Source organism: Enterobacter sp. PTB, from assembly GCF_051130085.1.
GTDB classification, from domain to species: Bacteria; Pseudomonadota; Gammaproteobacteria; order Enterobacterales; family Enterobacteriaceae; genus Enterobacter; species Enterobacter ludwigii.
Genome location: NZ_JBDKEE010000029.1, coordinates 24,173 through 47,663 on the forward strand (window position 1 = coordinate 24,173; position 23,491 = coordinate 47,663).

At 50.4% G+C, this 23,491-nt stretch carries 16 protein-coding genes and 2 pseudogenes; 16 read left to right on the top strand and 2 right to left on the bottom strand.

The window, feature by feature from the left end; translation table 11 throughout:
• Nucleotides 1-3 precede the first annotated feature (3 nt).
• From tssF to AAIR21_RS23715, 10 genes are all read left to right on the top strand, one after another.
• Nucleotides 4-1,743, top strand: coding sequence for a type VI secretion system baseplate subunit TssF (gene tssF / locus AAIR21_RS23670; RefSeq protein ID WP_434682380.1), 1,740 nt, complete (start codon nt 4-6; stop codon nt 1,741-1,743).
• A complete protein-coding gene (tssG, locus tag AAIR21_RS23675) occupies nt 1,698-2,798 on the top strand; it encodes a type VI secretion system baseplate subunit TssG (protein WP_434682381.1) in 1,101 nt (366 codons plus the stop codon). The genes tssF and tssG overlap by 46 nt, the downstream gene beginning before the upstream one ends.
• Nucleotides 2,779-3,315 carry a type VI secretion system lipoprotein TssJ gene (gene tssJ / locus AAIR21_RS23680; RefSeq protein ID WP_434682394.1) on the top strand — a complete coding sequence of 179 codons (537 nt, stop codon included), beginning with the start codon at nt 2,779-2,781 and terminating at the stop codon, nt 3,313-3,315. The genes tssG and tssJ overlap by 20 nt, the downstream gene beginning before the upstream one ends.
• Before the next feature lies 1 nt (nt 3,316).
• Nucleotides 3,317-3,748, top strand: a complete 432-nt coding sequence (gene tssE, locus AAIR21_RS23685) for a type VI secretion system baseplate subunit TssE (RefSeq protein WP_434682382.1) — start codon at nt 3,317-3,319, stop codon at nt 3,746-3,748.
• Nucleotides 3,749-3,765: 17 nt separating this feature from the next.
• Entirely contained in the window at nt 3,766-5,139 is a 1,374-nt protein-coding gene (locus tag AAIR21_RS23690; RefSeq protein ID WP_434682383.1) for a VasL domain-containing protein, read from the top strand.
• Nucleotides 5,136-5,807, top strand: a complete 672-nt coding sequence (locus tag AAIR21_RS23695; protein WP_434682384.1) for a hypothetical protein — start codon at nt 5,136-5,138, stop codon at nt 5,805-5,807. Before AAIR21_RS23690 ends, AAIR21_RS23695 begins: the two co-directional genes overlap by 4 nt.
• A gap of 251 nt (nt 5,808-6,058) precedes the next feature.
• Nucleotides 6,059-6,226 carry a hypothetical protein gene (locus AAIR21_RS23700; protein WP_434682385.1) on the top strand — a complete coding sequence of 56 codons (168 nt, stop codon included), beginning with the start codon at nt 6,059-6,061 and terminating at the stop codon, nt 6,224-6,226.
• A 592-nt stretch (nt 6,227-6,818) separates the two neighbouring features.
• Complete coding sequence (locus AAIR21_RS23705) at nt 6,819-8,504, top strand: dynamin family protein (protein ID WP_434682386.1); 1,686 nt, start codon at nt 6,819-6,821, stop codon at nt 8,502-8,504.
• Nucleotides 8,505-8,517: 13 nt separating this feature from the next.
• Nucleotides 8,518-10,752, top strand: a complete 2,235-nt coding sequence (locus tag AAIR21_RS23710; protein ID WP_434682387.1) for a dynamin family protein — start codon at nt 8,518-8,520, stop codon at nt 10,750-10,752.
• Entirely contained in the window at nt 10,749-12,467 is a 1,719-nt protein-coding gene (locus AAIR21_RS23715; RefSeq protein WP_434682388.1) for a dynamin family protein, read from the top strand. The genes AAIR21_RS23710 and AAIR21_RS23715 overlap by 4 nt, the downstream gene beginning before the upstream one ends.
• 24 nt (nt 12,468-12,491) lie before the next feature.
• Here AAIR21_RS23715 and AAIR21_RS23720 read toward each other — a convergent pair.
• A pseudogene (locus AAIR21_RS23720) lies at nt 12,492-12,629 on the bottom strand (hypothetical protein); the annotation flags it as partial.
• Between the two features lie 436 nt (nt 12,630-13,065).
• On the opposite strand from AAIR21_RS23720, the gene AAIR21_RS23725 reads away from it, so the two are divergent.
• From AAIR21_RS23725 to AAIR21_RS23750, 6 genes and pseudogenes are all read left to right on the top strand, one after another.
• Nucleotides 13,066-14,811 carry a VasL domain-containing protein gene (locus AAIR21_RS23725; protein ID WP_434682395.1) on the top strand — a complete coding sequence of 582 codons (1,746 nt, stop codon included), beginning with the start codon at nt 13,066-13,068 and terminating at the stop codon, nt 14,809-14,811.
• A 168-nt stretch (nt 14,812-14,979) separates the two neighbouring features.
• Complete coding sequence (locus AAIR21_RS23730; protein WP_434682389.1) at nt 14,980-19,935, top strand: AAA domain-containing protein; 4,956 nt, start codon at nt 14,980-14,982, stop codon at nt 19,933-19,935.
• Complete coding sequence (locus tag AAIR21_RS23735; RefSeq protein WP_434682390.1) at nt 19,932-21,365, top strand: hypothetical protein; 1,434 nt, start codon at nt 19,932-19,934, stop codon at nt 21,363-21,365. Before AAIR21_RS23730 ends, AAIR21_RS23735 begins: the two co-directional genes overlap by 4 nt.
• A gap of 52 nt (nt 21,366-21,417) precedes the next feature.
• Complete coding sequence (locus AAIR21_RS23740; RefSeq protein ID WP_434682391.1) at nt 21,418-21,633, top strand: hypothetical protein; 216 nt, start codon at nt 21,418-21,420, stop codon at nt 21,631-21,633.
• A gap of 77 nt (nt 21,634-21,710) precedes the next feature.
• Entirely contained in the window at nt 21,711-22,013 is a 303-nt protein-coding gene (locus AAIR21_RS23745; protein WP_434682392.1) for a Dabb family protein, read from the top strand.
• A 177-nt stretch (nt 22,014-22,190) separates the two neighbouring features.
• A pseudogene (locus AAIR21_RS23750) lies at nt 22,191-22,316 on the top strand (winged helix-turn-helix transcriptional regulator); the annotation flags it as partial.
• A 548-nt stretch (nt 22,317-22,864) separates the two neighbouring features.
• On the opposite strand, the gene AAIR21_RS23755 reads toward AAIR21_RS23750, so the two are convergent.
• Nucleotides 22,865-23,491: IS30 family transposase (locus tag AAIR21_RS23755; protein ID WP_434682393.1), on the bottom strand; the 627-nt coding region annotated here is incomplete at its 5' end.

Genomic DNA, 23,491 nt, shown 5'->3' on the forward strand with positions numbered 1-23,491 from the left:
ATTATGGAAGATTTAACCCTGCGCTATTTTGACGCCGAAATGCGCTACCTGCGCGAAGCCGCGAAGGAGTTCGCTCAGACCCACCCGGACCGGGCGATGATGCTGGATCTCGATAAGGCAGGAACGCCGGATCCGTACGTCGAGCGCCTGTTTGAAGGCTTTGCCTTTTCCATGGGACGCCTGCGGCAAAAAATCGATGATGACCTGCCGGAGCTGACGGAAGGGCTGGTCAGCATGCTCTGGCCGCACTATATGCGTACCATTCCATCCCTGTCAGTGGTGGGCTTCACGCCGGAACTGCGGGAGATGAAGATTGCCGAAGAGGTTCCCGACGGGCTGGAGGTGTACTCTCGCCCTGTAGGCATAAAAAACACCGTCTGTCGCTATCGTACCACCCGGTCCATGATGCTTAATCCACTCACGGTGCGAAACGTCTCCCTGATCGCTGAGCCGGACGGGCGCTCTAAGCTCATTACGCGATTTGCCTGCGCCCCCCAGATTGACTGGGCGCAGACTGACCTGAAGCGCCTGTGCCTGTATCTGGCCGATGATGCCCCGGTCAGCAGTTCGCTGCACCTGTGGCTGACAAAGCGGCTGGATGCGCTGTATCTGCGTCTGCCGGATTCCGGGGAGCGTATCCGGCTGGACGGCGGGTTCTCACCCGGGGGTTTTACGGATGAGGACCGCCTGTGGCCGAAGGGGGACAGCGCCTTCAGTGGCTATCAGCTTCTGCTGGAGTATTTCACCTTCCGCGAAAAGTTTATGTTTGTGCACCTCAACGGTCTGGAAAACATCACGCTCCCGCCGGGTATCACACATTTCGATATTGAGGCGGTTTTCAGCCGGGTATGGCCGTCCGATTTGCCGGTTGCCACCGATGCCCTGCGGTTGCACTGCGTGCCGGTGATAAATCTGTTCACGCTGGACGCGGACCCGCTGAGGGTGAACGGCCTGGAAAGCGAGTACCTGCTGCGCCCGAAACTGCTTCAGGACGGTCATACCGAAATTTACTCCGTGGATGAAGTGACCGGCACCGGTACGACCTACGTCCCGTTCAGCAGCTTCCGCCATCAGGGGGGCATGCTGCGCCGCCAGGCCCCGGAACGCTACTTTCATACCCGGGTGAAGCGGAGCGTCACCGGCATGTATGACACCTGGATAATCCTGGGCGGAGAGCAGAATGCACCGCAGCAGGACACACTCTCTCTGGGTATCACCGGCACCAACGGTCAGCTACCGCGCCAGTCGCTGCAGAGCACGCTGCTGGAGCGCTGCGAGCAAAGGCTCAAGACCCCCGTGACCCTGCGTAACCTGTGCAAGCCGACGCTGCCGGTGTATCCGCCTGACGAGGATAGTTTCCACTGGCGCATCATGAGCCATCTGGGGACCCGCTTTCTGAACATGATGAGCAGCCCGGAAGTGCTCAGTGGCACGCTGAAACTGTATAACTGGACGGACGATGACCTGAATAATCGTCGTCTGTCGGCCATTCAGGATGTACGGCATCACCGCATTCAGCGCTTTGAGGACGGTTTTCTGCTGCGCGGGCTGGATATCGAGGTCACCCTCGACAGCAATGGCTTTACTGGTGAAGGGGATATCCACCTGTTCGGGGAGATGCTTAACCGCTTCTTCGCGCTCTATGCCGACATGAACCAGTTTAACCAGCTCTCCCTTATCGTTCAGCCAGAAGGAAAATGCATCCGGTGGAAAGAGAATCACAGTCCGCGACTGCCCGGCTGATAACGCAGCTTCAGGAGTCGCTTCCCCGCACCAACTTTTATCGGCTGTGCCAGATAGTGGAAAAACGCCATCCGGAGGCGCCCGTGGCGGGCAGCGACTGGCAGGTGCGTCAGGAACCGGTGCGCTTTCGCCCGCATCCCGGCATGGGCTTTCCGGTTGGAGAAATTAAAGGTGCTGAAATCCCGGAGCCGCCGCACCTGCCGCCCACGGTGCGGGTCACCTTTATGGGTCTGTATGGCGTGGAATCACCCCTGCCGACCATCTACTCCGACGATATTACACAGCGTCAGGAAGGCTATGAAGCCGTCTGTGATTTTCTTGATATTTTCAATCACCGTCTGATCACCCAGTATTACCGCATCTGGCGCAAGTATTCCTATCCTGCGACCTTTGAGCCCGGTGGTCGGGACCGTACCTCACAGTATCTGCTGGGGATGGCAGGACTGGGCATACCCGGCTGTGCGCAAAATATTGCCACCCCGGTCTCGCGTTTTCTGGCGTTGTTGCCGGTGATGCTGCTCCCGGGGCGAACCGCCGAAGGGTTGGGCTCGCTGGTCACACTGCTGGCGCCGGATACCCGTGCCACCGTCTGGCATCACGACCGCTACCATGTACTGCTGACGTCGCCGGCAACCATGAGTACCCGCAACCCGGTCAGCCTGCGACAGCGCCCGGTTATGGGTGACCACGGTACAGACGTGAACAGTCAGGTGCTGCTGCAGCTCACCACGGATAATCCGGAGGAGGTACAGGGCTGGTTACCGGGTAATCAACTGCATACCGACCTGCTGGCCCTGCTGCATGTTTACCTCGGCAGTGCACTGGATGTGCGTCTGCAGTTGTGTGTGAACCGTACCCTGCTGCCGGATGCGCAGGCACATTGCCATCCTGAGCATGGCGGCGTGCAACTGGGGCGTACTGCCGTGCTGCGGTCGCTGCGCCCACCCTCATCCGACAAACACCGGATACTCACTATTCCCCTGGGGCGCTGGCAGTGCATCAGGGAAAATGTTAACCGCAAGGAGACCGATGAAGATGGTGATTACCGCGCGTAAGACCGTGACGGTATGTGCTGCGCTGACAGCAGCCGTATTACTCACTGGATGTGGCCTGACGCAGAAAGTGTCAGAGGGTACGAAAGCCGTCGCCACGTCCATTTTTTACAAGCAGGTGAGGACGTTACATCTTGATATCCGGGCCCGCGCAGCGCTGAACGTCAACGACGACGGCATCCCCCTGCCCACGATGATACGTATCTACCAGTTGAAAGACCGTAAGGCATTTGATGGTGCGGACTATAAGGTGCTCTCTGCCGGTGACGCTCTGGTGATAAAGGCTGACCTGCTGGCGGAAAAGGATATTCGCCTGAAACCCGGCGAAGCCGTACAGATTGATATGCCAATGGAGGAGACCGCGCAGTACGTGGCGGTGGTCGCTATGTTCCTGTCACCGGACCAGACCCGTAATACCTGGCGGGTAGTCATTCCCCGCAAAGACCTCGACCCTGATAAAGCGCGTCTGATTGAAGCGGGTGATAACCGGCTGACGCTGCTGCCCGCGAAGGAGAAATAACATGCGCCGTCCGTCTCTGTACGAAAAACTCTATGGACATTTTGCCGGTGGTCTGCCCCTGGAGCAGGTCAGCGAAGAAAACCAGTACATTCTGTCGGTGCTGGATAACCTGCAGCGGGTGCTCAATACCCGGGCCGGTTCGGTGGCGCATCTGCCGGACTATGGTCTACCGGATATGACACAAATCCTGCAGGGGATGCCCGGCACCAGCCATGAGCTGAAAACCACCCTGGCCACCGTGCTGCTAAAATACGAGCCGCGGATTCAGGATATTCATGTTGTGATGCTGGAGCAGACCCAGCCCGGTGAACTGCGCTACGCCATCGAGGCTGAGATGCCGGACGGTGAACTGGTCCGCTTTGGCACCGAATTTATGCCGGAAGGCAAAGTCCTGCTCCGCCACCTGAAGCAACAACGAATACTCCCCTCCTGATTAAAGGTACTGACGCTATGTTTTCCCGACACCTGCCCCTGCATGCGGGCCAGGACCCACGTGCATGGACTGAATACACGCAACTGCGCGATGAACTGAGCAAGCTGACGCACCCTGCGAGACCTGATGTGGATTGGAGCAGGGTAGAGCAGCTGTGCGTGACCCTGTTTCGTCACAACGGCACCGACCTGCAGACCGCTGCGTGGTTCTGCTGTGCCCGTTTGCAGCGCTCCGGTTTACCCGGCCTGTCGGAAGGGCTGGAGCTGGTGGACTCGCTGATAACACACCAGTGGAGTGTCATGTGGCCGCCCCAGATACCGGTGCGTAAGGACATTCTGGTGTGGCTTAGTGACCATCTGATGCTGAGCCTGCGCAGGTTTACGCTCAGTCACCAGGAGCTGCCGGCGGTGTACCGTCTGGAGCAGCAGTTCCGGCACCTGTGCGACCTGCTGCAGCGCTTGGAGCTGCGCCAGGTGAGTAAAATGGATGCGCTGCTGCACTGGATGCACGCGGCGGTGGTGAGGCTGGAGAACGCAAAAGATGCCCCCTTGCCCACAGCCGTTGAGTCCTCATACCTGCATACCCCCCGGGCGATACCGGAGAGTACAGGGCAATCCTATGGCAACAGTGAACCGGTGGTACTGGTGGTGCGGGATGACGGTACGCAGCACATCACGCAGACCTCTATCCTGAAGCGGCATCGTCGCGGCGTGTGGTCGGGATTTGCCGGTGGTGTCGGCGTAACACTGTTGCTCACGGCGCTGAGCGCCTGGGGCTGGCAGCACTGGCAGGGCAATCAGCCGGAAACCCTCATAGCCACCTCGCTCTCTCCGCTGCCGGTGGTGCTCTCTGCCTCCGAACAGGGAGCAATGATTGAAGAAAACGCCGCCGCATTGCAGGCGCAGGGACGGATGGCGACTGAACGTACCCGCGACCAGCTGGATAAACTGGGGCAGTTGTCACCGACATGGGCGCAGGACTACGGATTTGCGCTGGTGGCACAGACGCAGCGCCTGTGGCCGCATCAGCCGGAAACCGCCACGCTGGTGAAACAGTGGCAGCAGCAGGTGGAGGCTAATGCCCTGCCGGAAGCCCGCCTTCAGGGCTGGCACCAGGCGATGGTTCAACTGCAGTCGCTGACGGAGAAACTCAACAGCACCGATACACAGCGAGGAAAATACCTCACGGTCTCGGAGCTGAAATCCTCGGTGTTTGCTATCACGCAGACGCTGAGCCAGAACGTGCCGCTGGAAGAACAGTTACGCCAGTTGTCACAGCAAAAAAACGACAACGGCAGTCAGACTGCGACGGAACAGCAGGCCGCGCAGCATCTTCTGCAGTTGCAGAACCGTTATGCACTGACCGTACAGTCTGGAAAGTTAACCCCATGACACACGACGATAAAACACAACCCGATAATCATTTATTACTGTGGACGGTGAAGGATTTATCCTTTCTGGAAAATAACTACGGCACGATGTCCGTGGCGGAGCTTGCCACCATTCTGAAACGTACCCCGGGAGCGGTAGGAGTGATGGCCGATAAGCTGGGCTGTCGCAGAAAGAAAATTCGCCCCTGGAGCGAGGCGGAGATGGAGATTATCCGCCATCACTATTCGCAGGGGGTTGAGGCTGAAGCGTTGTCCCGACTGCTGCCGGGCAGAAGCGTCAGTGCAATATTTGCACGGGCCATCCTTTTAGGCGTTCAGAGCGGGCGATTCTGGCGTGAAGACGAACTTCGTATTCTGAAAGCACAGTACCCGGTGGTAGGCACTGCAGTCATGCATCAGCTGCCGGGCAGGAATGAGGTGGCCGTCAGGGTGATGGCGAGAAGGCTGGGGCTGAAGAAATCCCGTGAAAGTCAGGTCGGGTTTCGCCCATGGAGCGATGAGGAATGGACGTTGCTGGAGAAAAATATGCATCTCAGTGTTGCAGAACAACAGTCCACTTTATTTCCCGACAGAACCAACAGGGCAGTAGAAAAAGCCCGGGGGAGACTGTTACGTAAAAAAAGTCAGGGAAAGAATAACCCCGCGTTGTCATTGCCGATCAGCAGCTGAGCGTTACCTTCTCAGTCCGTCATTGTGTCATGCCTGAAATACCCGGACGGATGCGGTAAATCGTGTCTGAATAAATGCTGCCCGGTATGCTTTTCTGTATTGGATTTTTTATTGCCGGTGTTTTCGTGACAAAAATAGTGTCTTTGAATGATGCCAGGTGTGGCAATGTCCTTATTTTACCTGTGTGAATATATTTCTCTCGAACCGGAGGTGCCGGTGCGGTGTTATATCATTTTTTTAAATGGGTTTTTATGGCTAATTTATTTTCAGTTGAGTTTTTGCTGAGCTTCTGGATATTCTTCAGTATTTACTGGGTCGTGAGCCCCTGGGGCCGAATTCAGAATGTGATGTTATTACTGGCCGGCTATTATATTGTCTGGCTGGCGGGTATTTATCCCTTACTGGGCGTTGTTGAATAAATAGATATTATGCTGCGAGTCCATGAAAGCGGTGGACTCCCTCTACCTAAAATCAGTAGGTTACAACCCGAATCAGGTAATGCATGCTGGAGTGATAAGCATTTTATTCCAAAACAGGCATATCAAGACAGCATAACTCCCTATTATTCAACAAAGCCGCCATATTCATGAATTCCTGCGGAAATTAACATACCGCAGAGTATAAAACGGTATGCTGGTCATGAATCCCATCGGAACGGAGAAGCCGTGACTCTCACCCTATAGGGGCGCTACGTTCAATCCGCCGAAACAGTGAAATAAGGAGTCAGAATGCCCGTAAGACCTGCACCGCGACGTTTTGAATGCCCTGAATGCCGATGGCATAAAGTCACTGCGCCTCGCAGTGATGCACTCATTTGTGGCGTCGATTTTTTTGATTCATGCCCGCGCTGTAAAAATGAGCACCTAGTAGTGAAGCCTTTAAGTTTTACTCAGGAGTGGCTTCACCGCCTGCTGCCTGGACACTGATTGCCGTTGCCCGTGTTATTACCTTGATTAATTAACAGGATAAACCTGTTTTCCAGATGAATTAACTGAAAGGGACAAGACAGTAATGCTAAAGAATCAGCAGCAATTTGCAGAATATTTGAAAAAAATCAGCACGCTTCTGCAAGAGTCACAGATTTCTTGGGATCGCAATTTACTCACTCAGGTTGAAAATACTCAACTTCTTCTCCCAGTTATTGGCGCGTTTAGTGCCGGGAAAAGCTCACTGCTCAATATGTTTATGGGTACGGCGGTGTTACCTGTGGGTATTGCCCCGGAGACGGAACTGGCAACAGAGCTACATTTTGCCAAAGAGCCGTGGTTGCAGGCTATCCGCCACGACGGCAGCGAAGAGCGTCTGGCACCCGAAGAGCTCCCGCAGGTGAATAAAAAGTCCGCTGAGTATTCCCATTTAAGCCTTTATATCAACAGCCCGGCGCTGGAGGCCATTGCGCCCCTGATCCTGGTGGATATGCCCGGCTATGGCTCCTCATTAGAAAACCATAACAAAGCGCTGTCTTATTATCTGCCGCGCGGGGTGCATTTTATTGTGGTGACAAGCGTGGAAGATGGAACAGTCACCCAGTCTATGCTGCGCAATCTCGATAATATTAAGACCTACGAAAGTGATTTCTCATTTATTCTCAGCAAGACCAATTTGCGTGCGCCGGAACAGGTACAGGAAATTTCGACGTATATCGATGAACAGCTCCAGCTTTACTTCGGGACTGAAAAACAGATTATTGCGTTGGGTAACCAGTCTGCGAACGGACTGAGCGACTTACTGGGAGCGGTTGATCCTGAGCATCTCTTTCATAATCTGTTTATCAACCGTCTGAAGGATCAACATTTCGATCTGATCAATCAGGTTAATTTCGCCAGCAATATCGTTAAAAACAGCGAAAACAGTAATGCCGATGCCCTGCGCGCCCTTGAAGGTGCATTAGCGGAGCTGGTTGCACAGCGCGATAAAACAGAACGCGAAATGAATTATCGCTTCTCTGCCCCGCTCGTCACACGTTGTATTAACGCCATCGAACATGATCTCACTAATCAGGTTGACCGACTTGCCCAACTCTCTACGGCGCAAAATGCCGCTCCGGCACTGGAGCGCGAGATCTCCGATATTATTCGTGGCAATTTAACCGAAAAAATAAAACGTGAAATGGATCAAATCTCGTCTGAGTTGATCGATGAACTGTCGCTGAGCCTGGCGAAAAATAACGCCATGATGGTCACACTGGATCCAAACTGGGTGACTAATATTGCTGAAAAAACAGAAGGAAAACTGAAAGCAGTCAGCAGTTTCCTGGAAAACATGAGCAGCAATTTTGCGGCGAAAGAAAATGCAGGAAAATATTACCGCCTGCTCTCTACCGTTCTGGCCGTTACGACAAATGTGCTTAACCCGTTGCTGGAACTGGTTATTGTCTTTTTACCCGATATTCTTCGCCTGTTCTCTGCGTCCAGTGTCCAGGAGCGCGCACGCGCTAATCTGTTAAACACGGTCTTCCCTAGCATAAAAAGTGAGATGAGAAAGGCGCTACCCGCCATTGTAGACGAACAGTTAACCATCCTGTTGAACAACGTCAGCAACGAATTTGAAGGCCAGATTAACCAGCAAAAAACACTGATTGCAGGCTATCAACACGAACAGGCCCAGCAGCAGGACGTGATTAACCAGCAACTGGAAACGCTCCAGGTGCTCTTGGTCGAAATAAAAGCGTTAGCAACAACCTATTTATACCGTTAAACAGGGCAAGAATATGGACTATCACTCTCTGATCGTTAAGACACGCAGGCTCGAAGCCCTGTTTCCTGATGTACATGACCTTTTCGAGCAGGAAATTCAGCTGCTAAAGAATAAGCACCTGCTTGATACCAGCACGTCACTGGAAGCCGCGTATACGAATCTGAATAAAGAAGGTCGCCAGCTGAACATTGGTGTCGTTGGGCGCGTTAAGGCTGGAAAATCATCGCTGTTGAACGCCCTGTTTTTCGACGGGGAAAATATTCTGCCGAAAGCGGCAACGCCTATGACGGCAGCTTTAACCACGCTCTCCTGGGGGGAAACGTTTCACGCCACCATTGAGTTCTTTACCCCGGAAGATATTAAGCAGATCGAACTCAATGCGAATACCTACCGCTATGAGCTGAAAAGAATAAAGGATCGGAAATACGAAGACTTTGCGGCAAGAGCGACGACATCTCAACCGCTTGATGAACAGAAAATAGCCAGTCTCATTCACAAACAGGCTCTTTCTGAGATCCAGAATACCCTGCCAGACTTGTGCGCTGCCTTTGATCAATCTGAACGCATGCAGCAGTCAGGACTGAGCCATAGCGATCTAGAACATTCCGGGGTTATTGAGCCAGAAAGCCGGGAAGCCCTCTCCGCAGAATTGCTCAATTATGTCGGTGCAAGCGGAAAATATATGCCTTTTACCAAAGTCGTGCATATTGCCATGCCGCTTGATTCGCTTAAGGATATTCGCGTCATCGATACACCGGGGATGAACGACCCCGTCCAGTCTCGCGAAGCGCGTACGGTTGACCTGCTAAAAACCTGTGACGTGGTCTTTATTGTCAGCCCCACCGGCCAGTTTTTAAATGAAAACGATCTGGAACTGATGGGGAGAATTACGGCTAAGGAGGGTGTTCAGGAGCTGGTGTTGCTGGCAAGCCAGGTCGACACGCAACTTTACGGCAGTGAAAAACGTCCTCGTATCAGCGACGCACTCGATAATATTAATAAATTACTCTCTCAGCGGGCATCCACCACGTTGAGCAGCCTTAAGCGCAGCAACCCGGAGATCGGTACTGTCTTTAATGCCATTATTCGCTCACCCGAGCAGCATTTGATGCATTGCTCTGGGGTCGCGCATGGGCTTTCACAACGGCTTGAGGATCCTGCCCGCTGGGATGCCAATGAAAAAACCACCTGGGATAATCTTACACAGGATTACGCTGATTTTTTCATCGCCGGTAATCAGGAATTAACACGTAACAGCCTGGCGGCACTGGCGAACACCGACAATATTCTTGAAAGACTTGAAGCGGTACGACAGAAAAAAGATGTAATTATCGAGCAGAAAATGCAGGCATTATTGACGCGTAAGGAACAGACATTTAACGCATTTGTGGCAGAACTGCAAAACCAGATTGAACAGCGTATTACGCTCATCAACAGCACTGATCTTGGCGCGCTGGCGAAACAGCGTAAACAATTACAGTTAAAACGTAACGTGCTGGATAAAAAACTTAATGTCACCTACCTCAACTGTTTAAATCAGTATTATTACGGAGTCACCACCGGTTTAAATAACGAAGCAGACAAGCTCTTTACGCAGGCCACTAATTCAATCGACGAACAGACATCCAGCGAAACCACGCAGGTTACCCGGGATAAATCCGGCGCAGGAAACTGGCTGGCGCGTAAGTTATGGGGCGGCGGTACGGAGATGATTACCCGCACTAGTAAAGTGGTTTTTACTGCTCAGGTTTATGCCGCGCTGCAAGGCGTGACGAATGATTTTGCCAGCAAATTAATGCATGCGTACCATAAACAAACCACCGATTTAGACAGAAAAATCAGTGCGGAAATTACGCCGCTTGTTGATAAAACACTGGAAGGTGAATGTGATCCTAATATGATTGCAGACACGGTGCTGGCTGTTCTTTCAAAACTCGAACCTGCCTCTTTCTCCCCTGAAATTGAGATACCACCGGAGTTACAACCGCGCGGGAAATTAAAAGGCGCGCCTGCCGAAGAGTATATTGATTTTGCCAGTAATTTTTCGGCCAGATTCCGTGTCGATGTTTATGGAAGTATTGATCGCTTTTTTGAGAAGGCGAAAAAGTCGATGTCGATACCGGTTTCCGATGTTTTCGTCAGTGAACTGGATTTAAAAATTCAGCAGATCACCAACCAGGTCGAAAACGGTACCCAGACCATTGAACGCCTCCGGCGTTTTTCTGCACAGTTGCAGGAGAAAGCATGATGACGAAACCTCTGCAGATCAATCAGTCGGTCTATACAGACCTTCAGACCCTCAGCCATTTCTGGTGTTTTAAGCGCAAACCGGTGGCGTCGGCCATTTCGCAGGTGTTGAGTGATTTTGAATCGCAGGTGAATGAGCAGATTTCAGACCTGGCACTGGGCCACCAGGAAAGGCTGGCATTGCTGGAAACGGAGCACAGCGACCAGATTACCGACCTTACGCATCGGCATCAGCAGGCGCAGGAAGCACAAAAGCGCAGTTTAACCGCCAGAATAGATGACCTTGAGGCACAGCACACTGAACAGGCCAGTCGTAATGCGCAGTTAACAGAGCAGGTCGCTTCGCTGAATGAAAGTGTTATCGAAGCGGAAGCATTGCTTTCAAAAAACAGTACCAATATGCAGGTTTTACAAGAGTTAAAACAGGAACTGGACACCACGCATCAGCAGCTACAGCAGGATTATACCCAGCTTCATCATGATAACCTGACGCTGAATGAACGCTTCACGCTGGTGCAATCCATCCTGGCGGCAAGCCCCGCCAACAATCCTGGCCTTGATACGTTCCGCACCCTGCTCCACGAGGATTACGCGGAATTCGCCGCGGAAGAGTCATCCCTAGCCAATGAAGCGGGAGCCTTGCTGGCGCTGCAAAAAATCGCCAGCGAACTCGAACAGGCCAATGCGTTCCCACCCGCTTCAGGCAAAACGCTTATTGGGGTGGCCGGGGGGTTCAGTAGTGGAAAATCGGAGTTTATAAACAGCTTTATTAAAGACAGCAGCATCAGGCTGGCGACCGGAATGAACCCCGTAACGGTGATCCCAAGCTTTGTTGTTTGCGCCCCCTACTCGCGGATTTGCGGCTATGCCCACAATGGTGGCAGCGTAACGCTAAGCAATAAGATTTACAAAGCGCTCTCACATGATTATGTCGCTGCGTTTGGTTTTGATCTTCGCAGCATTATGCCAACCATCAGCCTGCAAGCACCGATGGATGAATCCCTGTTCGAGAATATCTGTCTTATTGACACACCCGGATATAATCCCGGCAAAGGCAACCAGGCCGAAGCTTCCGACAGGGAAACTACCGTGAAATTCCTCGAACCCTGCTCAGCAATGATTTGGGTGATTGGTCTGGATCCTGCCGGAACGATTTCACAGACAGATATTGAGTTTATTCGCCAGTTGCCATTCCAGGGCGAAGATCTCTACCTCATTTTGAACAAAGCTGACGTGAAATCCCAGGAAGATACTGAAGCCATTATGGAAACAGTATCCGATGAACTGACTCTGGCGGGCATCCACTGTGCCGGGATGACCGCATACTCATCAACGCGAAAGCGGCATTATGCAACGTCCGGCCTTACGTTTGATGACTTCTTAGCCTCCAAAAATAAGCGGCATAACATTACCTCAAGCTATACAGACAAGATCGCCAGCGTCTTTAACCTGTATGACAAAGCGCTGAAAGATGACCTTGAGCGTGTTCAGCAACTGCGCGTGAAGATTAAAGATCTACAGTTGAGAACCCTGAAAGAGTCCGGCTCCAGTGGATTAAAAGAAATAAACCATGTCACCGACTTCTTAAGCCAGCAACTCGGCAATGAAAAACTATTGGCAAAACTTATCGCGCAGTCGAAACAGCTAAATGCGGCGTTCTCTGCGGCTGCAAGACAGGTTATTTCTGTTATTCAGCAAGGTGAGGCAGTGCAATAAACGGCTGAGAGACCACACATCCACGGGCAAAGCAATGTGCCGGGGGTAATTCTCAGCACAGCCTATTACACGGGGTTTATCCCAGACTGGCATGCGCATGGCCTAGGCTTTATAAAACTCAGAGTTCTGAAATGCTGCCAGCCGGATCAGTCGGTTGGCCAGCGCTGATCTGGTTGAATTAACAGGACACAAAACTGTCAGTCATGATGGAGGTGTTCAGTGGAACAAAAATGATATTTTACAGCCGAGTTTAAAAGTGAAGCTGTGGCTCTGGTTCTCGAACAAAACTATACCCTGATCCAGGCAACCGTTTCGCTGGGTGTTAACCCAAAAACAGGCGTTGTTGAATAAATAGATATTATGCTGCGAGTCCATGAAAGCGGTGGACTCCCTCTACCTAAAATCAGTAGGTTACAACCCGAATCAGGTAATGCATGCTGGAGTGATAAGCATTTTATTCCAAAACAGGCATATCAAGACAGCATAACTCCCTATTATTCAACAAAGCCCCTCGGGAGGCAAGGTCGAGCTGCTAATCACCACCGCATTAGCTGAGTTACCTGAGAAAATACGCCATCAGTTGTCGGCATTGTCAGCGATGCCGGGTAACACGTTATGCATCCGTCCTATCACTGAGAGCCAGCTTGCACAGGGTAAAGGCCACTGGTTGGCGCAAATTATTGGTGATGATCATTGCCTACAGTGGGCAGCAGGCAATGATGCCATTACCATCCCTGGTGAAAGCTGGGGACAGAGTGCAACGACTCCTGTTGTATCTTGTCAGGTGCATGTTGCGAAAGTGCTTTCTGGAAATGCGCTCTCCCCGGAAGAACTGCTACCTGAGTTGCCCGCAGGAGCTGTTCGAATCAATTTGTCCCACCAACTTGATGGCCCATTGGAAGGTTTCGGGTCACGTTTCTGGGCGCTTATAAGTAGTCAGCATCCATTCTGGAAGCGTGTTTTCAACGAAAAACGTGAAATAGCTCAGGTGCAATACAGCGATCGCTACGTTAATAGCCCTTTCACTGCACGTCTGCTGGGTGAACAGGGAAAGATCACGGTGTGCCTACGGCACACCGTAATCTTTCCCTGGGTAGAGCAGCTGTGCGTGACCCTGTTTCGTCACAACGGCACCGACCTGCAGACCGCCGCGTGGTTCTGCTGTGCCCGTTTGCAGCGTTCCGGTTTACCCGGCCTGTCGGAAGGGCTGGAGCTGGTGGACTCGCTGATAACACACCAGTGGAGTGTCATGTGGCCGCCCCAGATACCGGTGCGTAAGGACATTCTGATGTGGCTCAGTGGCCATCTGATGCTGAGCCTGCGCCGGTTTACGCTCAGTCACCAGGACCTGCCGGCGGTGTACCGTCTGGAGCAGCAGTTCCGGCACCTGTGTGACCAGCTGCAACGCATGGAGCTGCGTCAGGTCAGTAAAATGGATGCGCTGCTGCACTGGATGCATGCGGCGGTCGTGCGGCTGGAGAATGCAAAAGACGCCCCCTTGCCCGCCGCCGTTGAGCCTTCGTACCTGCACACGGCTACACCTCTGGTACCGGACAGCGCAGGGCAGGCGTATGGCACCAGTGAACCGGTGGTGCTGGTGGTGCGGGATGACGGCACGCAGCGAATAACACCGACCTCCATCCTGAAGCGGCATCGTCGTGGCGTGTGGGCGGGATTTGGAGGGGGGGTTGCCGCCACGTTGTTGTTCACGGCGATTGGCACCTGGATCTGGCAGCAGTGGCACGACCGCCTGCCGGAAACCTTGATAGCCACCTCGCTCTCTCCGTTGCCGGTGGTGCTCTCTTCTTCTGAGCAGGGGGCGATGATAGAGGGGGATGCGGGCGCGCTACAGTCACAGGGGCGTGTTATCACGGAACGTACCCGACAGCAGCTGGATGTGGTTGCCCACCTTTCCCCGTCATGGGCGCAGGACTACGGCTTTACGCTGGTGGCACAGACACAGCGCCTGTGGCCGCATCAGCCGGAAACGGAGGCCCTGGCAAAACAGTGGCAGCAGCAGGTGGCGGCAAATGCCCTGCCGGAAGCCCGGCTACAGGGTTGGCATAAGGCCATGGAACAACTGCAGTCGCTGACGAACAAACTCAACAGCACCGATGTACAGCGGGGGAAATATCTCACGGTCTCTGAGCTGAAATCCTCGGTGTTTGCCATCACGCAGACCCTGAGTCAGAACGTGCCGCTGGAAGAGCAATTGCGTCAGCTGGTACAACAAAAAAACGACAATGGCAGTCAGAGCGCCACGGAACAGCAAGCCGAACAGCATCTTCGCCAGTTGCAGAACCGTTATGCGCTGATGACTCACACTGATTTACTGACTGAATAATGAGAAAGAAAGCTAATTAATCGTCAGCGGATACTGGCGCTGCGGGAAATACGGGAAAGAGGATAGTGTTAACATAGAAACAGAATCTGTCTGGAGATAGCGGGTCAAGAGCTGCATGACCGACCTAACTATCTTGATAAACTAGATTGAAATATAAGGGGAATTCAGTTGGAAGTAGAAATATGGGATGGTGGCTTACAAGAGCAAGAAGTGGTAGCTATTGAGAAAATAAAGGCTGCTTTTTCGGCTAACATATCTAAGCCTGTACGTGGAGGCTCAATTGGAGAGCAGTTGAAAAGCCATGGTTATACCGGCAACGGAATGTTCCCCTGGAAAGGTTATGCAGGTTTTCGTTTTGTTGAGGCAAAAAAAGAAGGTGAATTCGATTTAGTCATTGTTACGCATTGCAATGTGATCATTGTTGAACTGAAGGACTGGAACCATCAGCCTGTAACCGCGCGCGGAGATACCTGGTATAAGGGTGGCAAGAACATGGGTCGCTCGCCCGTAAGCGTGACCCGTGGCAAAAAGTTCATGCTGGACAACAAACTCAAGCGGCTGGCAGACCATTTTACGAACAAAGGCTATGCCCCATTTGTTCATTTCTTTGTTGTGATGACTGGAAATTCGGACTTTAGTGAGTTACCTGAGGAACAACTTCACCATACGATCTCGTTAACAGATTTTCTTAAATTTGCTGATCGCAACACTTTCAACAACTACTTCAGACCCCATCCAGACTCCCAGGTTCTGAACAAAGATTTTCCCCTTTTTGATAACTTGTTCTTAGGGACTCAGACAGCACCAAAAGCCCTGAGAGTTAATGGCTACGAAGCTAAGGATATGATTTTCGAACATCCTAAAAAGGTGTATCGGGAATACCTGGCAAAATCAGAGATATCAGCAAATAGCGAAGCATTACTCAGAGTATGGAGTTTCCGGAATATCCCGGGGACGAAAGCGTACACGCCAGAAGGAAGAGCTGAGGTCGTTTCACGTGAACGTGAAGTATTACAGCACATCAATCACCAGAATAGGGACCTTTATAACCACTGCCTAAGGTCACTAACCAGTTTTCAGAAAGACGAGGTGACGGCCGAGTACAGCGAAGTCTATGAGCTTCCGCCGGGTCATGTTCGGTTTAACGAATTCATCGGGAAGTATGGTAAGGCGTTTTCTGACTTGGACCGTTTGAATGTGGTCAAACTGCTCATTGCAAAGTTTAGCGATCTCCATGAGATGAAAATTGCTCACAGGGATATAGCCGATCACAGTCTGTGGATTTCACCTTCAAAAGAAGTAGCCCTGTCAAACTTTATTTCGGCATACCATCGACCAGTTGGAACGGTCGGAGATTATCGTAAGCTTTTATCAGTGGGTGCTGTTGAGGTAAAAGACATGCTTGATGGGGGCGAGCTTACGCCTTTTCAGCAGGATGTTCATGCCCTGGGCCTTGTAGCCTGGCACTTATTAAGCGGTAAGCGCATGTCGCCAAAGAGTCTGGAGACAGTACAGGAGAGTATGTTAAACAGTCAGCACCGGTATTCAGATGTGTTACTGGATGCTGTTGCTGCAAAATTTGCTTCCGCGACTGATTTCTTTGATGCCCTTAAACAAGCCGAACCAGCAGGCAAGGCGATCCCAACATTTGATGATACTGAGCTTGCCCCTTACAGGCATGCTATTAACCACTCTCGTCAGTATCGGGAAGATGATGACTTTCTGGTAGAAACATCCGATAAAGAAGTCTATATCTCAGGTGGAAGGCTCGTGAAGGCGTGGCTGAATGTTGGTGGGCAAGGAGACGATTCGTCAATAAACTTCCAGGTTTTGAAGTTTTTAAAACAGGTGGAGCAGCTTTCTTTAGTTAAACCAACGTATCTGCCTGAAATTCGTGAATTTGGTATCGCATCTAAATCATCGAGTCTGTACATGGTCACGGATCAGGTACAAGGAGAGATCTGGGACAAAATGGTGGTCTCAGATGATGAAAAAATCGATCTCATTGATAAGTTTGTCGCTGCAGTTGAGCATTTGCACGGTCTTGGTGTTTCTCACGGGGACATCCACCCTGGCAATGTGATGCTTGGGACTGAGGGGCACTCGCTTTTCCTCATCGATATCCCCGATTTTTCACCGTCGGGTGACGAACCTAAAAACCACAGCTACAGCCCTGAATACATTGATAATTGTACTTCCTTTGAACGCGACAACTATGCAGTGATGAAGATGTCCTGCGAGTTGTTAGGTTTGTCCTGGGGGCATGAATCAGACCTTTACCCGACTATTGCGAATGCCATCCGGGCTGAACTGGAAGATCCGATTTTTGGGTTTAAGGATTTAGGCCGGTTTAAAAAAGCGGTAGACAATTATGACCTGGCGTCAAAACAAGCTCTGATAGAGATTACAGCAGGAAACGCCGATGAAATAATCTCTGTTCTGCCTGATAACGGGCATCTGTATGTCAAAGTTGAGCCAAATCGTAAAGAGCCAGCTGAAGTAAAAGTCACTTTCACCGGGATTGGTGGTAGTTTTTCTGCAATGTTCAGCAAAGAACAGAAGACGCTGCTTTATGGCTTTAAGCCAAGGGTTCGCTCATCAATTCGTAAGCAAGATATTGATGAAAGCCAGTTCGAAATTGGTACCGGTATTAGGATTACTCCCGGCAGCCCGCAGGATATGTCGGCGTTGGCAGTATTGCTTAATGAAGAAGAATCTTTTGCCCGGGCAATCGAATTGATTGCTGCATCTGAAGACGTTCAGGCACAGGAGCCGCTTACTCTTCAGTTAAAAGATGCCTTTGCAAGACTTGATAAGCAGGCTCTGGAGCCTGCTTTAAAAGAAGTGCTGGAAATCCCGACGGTGAAGTTGTGGCGCGCCATTCTGGATACTGAAACAGAATCGTATCCAAACATTGAGGTCAGTGGTGAGGTAGTCCCTGTTGCAGATGCTTATGGAGAGTTGCTCATCCCTTACTCTGCAGATGTTGATCCTCTTGGCGCTTTCAGAAGTAGCGATGAAGTTGAAGCCTTACAGGTCGATCAGGAAGGGGTTGAGCGATTTATTGGTGAGGTGTCACTTAAGAAGTCAGAGCTCAAAGAGATTCGACTGGTCAAAGTGCGTTCAGCAGCCTACAGGTTGAAAGATTCTGATATTGTCTTCTTCCGTACAAAGCAGGATCGAGCTTCTTATCAGAAGCGTAAACGAGCGCTGGAACGACTCCTCGATCGAGAAAGTGTGCTGCCTGACTTAATTGATTTGTTCGATCCATCCTGCAAACAGGTTGCTCAAAATTATGGTGTCACTGTCAGCGATGCCGATTTTGCCAGGTACGACCGTGAAGACCAGCACGGAAACAAGATCAGTCTGAATGACCAGCAAAGAAAGGCGTTTAACATACTGGTTAATAATGGTCCTCTATCCCTGCTACAGGGGCCACCGGGGACCGGTAAAACCGAGTTTATTGCGGCCTTTGTCCACTACCTGATTGAGAAGCAGAACACTAAACGCATTTTATTGGTTAGCCAGTCACACGAGGCTGTGAATACAGCGGCCGAGCGCATCAGAAAGCACTGTTCCCGACTTGGTACAGAGCTGGATGTCGTCAGGTTCAGTAACCGTGAAGGGGCCGTTTCTCCCGGCCTGAAAGATGTGTATTCAAACGCAATCACAACGGAGAAGCGCGAACTGTTCAATGCTGAAATTAAGTACCGCGTTGAAGCGTTGAGTGAAGCCATTGGTCTGGAGCCGGGGTTTATTTCGGGTGTCGTGCTTGCGGAGCTCAGGTTGTTCAAGCAAATAGATCACCTTGAGAAATTGCTCTATCAGGTTAACGATTTAACCGCTCCAAAAGAGATCAATGAACTGAAAGATATTGCAGTCGAACTCGACTTTTCCATCCGCTCCAGGCTGAGTCAGGAGCATGGGATTAACCTGGACAAAGACGCTAAGATCTCTGCAGCAAAAGACATTCTGATCTCAAGGCTGTGTACGGAGTATGGTGTCAGACCTGATGAGGTACGACGAGTAAAGGCATTAGCTAAAATATCCCGGGATATGCAGGATGCTATGTCGGGAGAGCGAGTGAACCTTGATGAGTTTTATTCACGCTCCAGGCAGTTAGTGGCTGGCACATGCGTCGGTATTGGACAGGGGCACATTGGTATCCAGGAGAATATCTACGATTGGGTGATTATTGATGAAGCTGCGCGCTCGATTGCGAGTGAGCTGGCCATTGCGATGCAGTCGGCCAGACGCGTCCTGTTAGTGGGTGACCATCTGCAGCTTCCACCATTGTACTCAGATGCTCACAAGGCGGCATTAGCGAGAAAACTGGGTATCAATAATTCTCGTACTGAAATTGATGAGGTGTTACGAAGTGACTTTGCTCGTGCCTTCAACTCTGCTTATGGTGCGCAAGCGAGTGCAGCTCTGCTGACTCAATATCGTATGGCTCCCCCAATTGGCGATCTCATATCGAAGACCTTCTATGACAGGAAGCTTCTGAATGGAGAGCGAGCAATTCCGGATGTCTATCAGCATGCACCAGAAGCTTTACGTAGCGTAGTGACCTGGCTGGATACTGCTACTCTGGGCCATAGGGCCCACCATCTTGAAGACCGTGGAACAAGTATTTACAACCGAAGTGAAGCTGACGAGATTATTTCTGTACTTAAACAGGTGTCAGAGAATGAAGAATTTATTGCTCAGCTTTCAAAGCTCGTTAACAAAGATGAAGCCGCTATCGGAGTAATTTGTATGTATGCCGAACAAAAGCGGTTGCTACGTCAGAAATTCAATCAGGAAATCTGGAGCGACGGCTTTAAGGATATTGTTAAAATTGACACGGTTGACAGTTATCAGGGCAAGGAAAATCGGATCATCATTTTATCTCTGACGCGTTCGGATAAGCAACATAGCCCAGGTTTCTTACGCGCTCCAAACCGTGTCAATGTAGCAATGTCACGAGCAATGGATCGCTTATTAATCGTTGGCAATGCTGATGTATGGAAGGGAAACAATAAAGAGCTGCCATTAGGCTCCGTTGTTCACTATATGGCTGAACGAGGTCAGGGCGCTGGATATGCGTTCCTCTCGGCTCAGCAGGGAGGGAAAAAGAAATGACATCTGATCATAAAGCAACCTACCACGAGGTTGACTTCTTGCTGCCTGCACAGAGGTTTAACATTCAGTTTTCATATGTTTCCCAGAAAGGGCTGCCATTTATCCGGGAATTTGTACTGAGGCTTGTTCATGTAGCCTCAATGAGCAAAGCACAAATATCAACCTATTTCGGCCTGAGCCATCGTGAGACAGAGGAGGCTATCTCAGATCTTGTGCAGCGTGGCGAACTTACGCTCTCCTCAGACGGCAGACTGACCTTAACCGACAAATCAAATGGATATTTTTCTGAGGTTGGAGAGATGCCGCACCTTTCAACTGTCCAAGATAGTGGGGGTACCTTATCATTTGATTTAGCCACTTTTAGTTGCTTCAGCAACCAAAATGTCCAGGACCACTGGAGGGGAGGGGTATCATTAAAGGTTGATGACAATAATATTTCTCAAAGTGAGAGGTTGGTTGAGAAACACTTTCAGTACCAGTTTAATCAGATCCTGGATAAAGGCTATCTGTCTCACTTACAAGTTCAGGGTGGCAAAGAACAGCCTTCTATTTATACAGTTAATTCTGTTAATAAACTCCGGCAATTGCCGCTACGTTTAACAACTGAGTTTAAAATGGATAACGATGGTAAGGCTGTCGAACGTGAAGACTATGAGCACTTAAATAGCTCTGAAGGTGTTCATGAGTTAATTTCTATTGAAATATCAAGGCTATTACGACTTAACAATACCATGAGTATATTTAAGGCAATGGTATCACTCAACGATGAAAATACGCTTAAGTTATTTGACTCAAAAACTAATCAGCTTAATCCAACTTTTATTAAGGATATGCAGGCCCTGGAAGAATACTCTGCCTCAGGCAGAACGACTTTCTTAGGTCCAATATACGCTAAAAATAATTGGGAAAAGCTGCAGAAAGTTTTGGCACCGGTGATTGGACGGCGTATCAAAGACAAAGCTGAACATGGCGGTAGTCATTTCATGTGGATCGCACCATCAGATCCATACTGGTCAAAGAGCGAATGCTTTATCTCTAGCTTGAGTGATTTTATTCATAAGTCGAGTACGAAAGATAAGCAGTTATATAAACCTGTATTATACGTGCCAGTCTCATATGATGATTCTAGAGGAGCCAAACAATGGAAGTATGCACTTGGGCAATTCCACGAGTACGCTAAAGGGCTTACTGAAGGATTGTTAGATGGTAATGTTGAGATCCTTCATCTCGATAATGAATTATCTGTTGTTATCTATCATATTTCTCAACCAGAAACTTTGCCAGTGACTATGCCATTGGGTTTTATAACAACTAACAAAGAGTCGGTAAAAATTATTGGGACGCTGATTGCTGAATATATTAAAAGTAGCTCTGCTTTTGATAAACCACATGATTGTGGTTCTATTTCATCAATAGTTCGAAATCGTTGAACGGCTGGCATCAGAAGTAACAATAATCCTCCTGAATTAAGGACGTTTGATTATGTTTTCCCGAAACCTGCCCGTTCATGCGGGCCTGGATCCCCGCGCATGGCCTGAATACACGCAGGTGTGCGACGAGCTGAGCAAGCTGACCCACCCGGCCAGACCCGACGTGGACTGGTGGATAGTGGCACAACTGTGTGCTCCCTGTTTCGCCATAACGGCAGCGACCTGCAGACCGCCGCCTGGTTCTGTTGCGCTCCGGTTTACCTGGTGAGAGCATTATTCGCGTCACACCAGACGACCTTGAACATGTGGTTTTTACACTACCACCAGTATCGACTGGAGTTAACCATGATCAGACATATTCTGTTTATCACGTTCATTGACGAGGCGTCAGTGGAACAAATACTGGCCGTCAGATCAGCATTTCTGGAGATCCCCGATCGGATTGAAGGCGTTATAAGCGTGGAATGGGGTATCAATGATAGCCCCGAAGAGAAGAATGCAGGCTATACGCACTGCGTGCTCATGACGTTTGCGGATGAGGCAGCCCGCCAGCGCTATCTGCCGCATTCGGCGCATGATGATTTGAAAGCGATATTTCGACCGATTCTGCAGGATATCATCGTGCTGGATTATACCCTTGCTCCCTGATTAATTTTTTCTGTAGATTGATAACCCCAGGGATTTAAGTGAAATGACTATGACGGATGATGCCAGAAGCGTGATCAGGGCGTTCAGTGACGGACCGGTCATGACGTTACAGGCAATTATCACGCTGACAGGTCTGAGCGAGCACATCACCCGATTTTCCTGGAGCAACTGCGATAGCTGGAAACCGACGACATTGTGTCGCGTATGGTGTATCCCCAAGTGCCACCGAATGTTGAATATCGGCTCACTGAATGGGGGCCGTCGCTGTGCCCGGCTCTCTATACACTGCTAAAATGGGCGGAAAATGCAAGGTTTAGGTATCACAGGTGCATTTTGTCTCTGACCGCGAAGCGGAAGTGCGAGATGGTATTCTCTCTAAAGGCTTCCCTGCCATACAGTTGCCGATATTCTCAATGAATCGGTAGGTTTCATGTTACGGCGGTTAGATCTGCATCACCTGTGTATTTTCTCGCATGTTAACGTAGCAGTAGTACAACATCATTCTGAGGCGAATTGACTCGCCACACCTTAAAAATCCACTGCTTGTTAAGCAAACTGTTAAATTATTTTTATCATTTAAATCAGCTAGTTAATTTTGATTGTGATTTGCTTTTAACCCTCGCAATTTAGAAGTGTTATTTTGAGATTATTCCACTTGCCCTGCTTTTTCTCACCATTCTTTCGGTGTATGTGAAAAGTCATTTTTAAGGTTACTGTTCATGGAGTTATGGATATTTTTAGCGGCGATTTATGTTATTTATTTGTTGTTTTTCAAAAAGAAAAAGCATAAATCTGCTGGGTCTTCTGTTTCCAGAACCGTCAAAGGGCGGATTCAACTATTAAGTGCAACGCTAAGCCGCATGTCTTAGCTCTGCAAAGACCACTGAAGGTTGCCGGAACCCCAGGCATTTTCGTGGCCTGCTATTCAGTGCTCCCTGATACCTGCGTAGCTCGTCATCCGTAACCGCCGTCAGATCAGTCCCTTTCGGGATAAACTGCCTCAACAGCCCATTAGTATTCTCGTTTAGCCCGCGCTCCCATGAGGCATACGGGTGAGCAAAGTAGGTTTCCGCTTCCAGCGCAGCAGCGATTTCCTTGTGCCGGGTAAACTCCCTGCCGTTGTCGAACGTGATGGTATGGCAGACATCCTTATAGCCACTCAGCATCGAGATAATGGCTGCTGCCACTTCGGTTGAGTCTTTAGAAAACACCTTTTTCGTCAGGTAAATACGGCTTTTACGCTCGGCCAGCGTAACGATGGCGCCGGTGCCTCGCTTACCCAGAACAAGGTCGGCTTCCCAGTCCCCAACTCGGCTGCGTTCATCAACCACCGCTGGCCGTTGCTCGATGGAGACGGCGTCAGGTATCGAACTTCGTTTTTTACCGTAGCCTTTGCGATAGCGGCGCTTACCCTGCCGGAGGAATTTGTACAGCTCTCCGCCGAAGGCTTTATCGGTGGCCACGTGCTGGTAGATCCA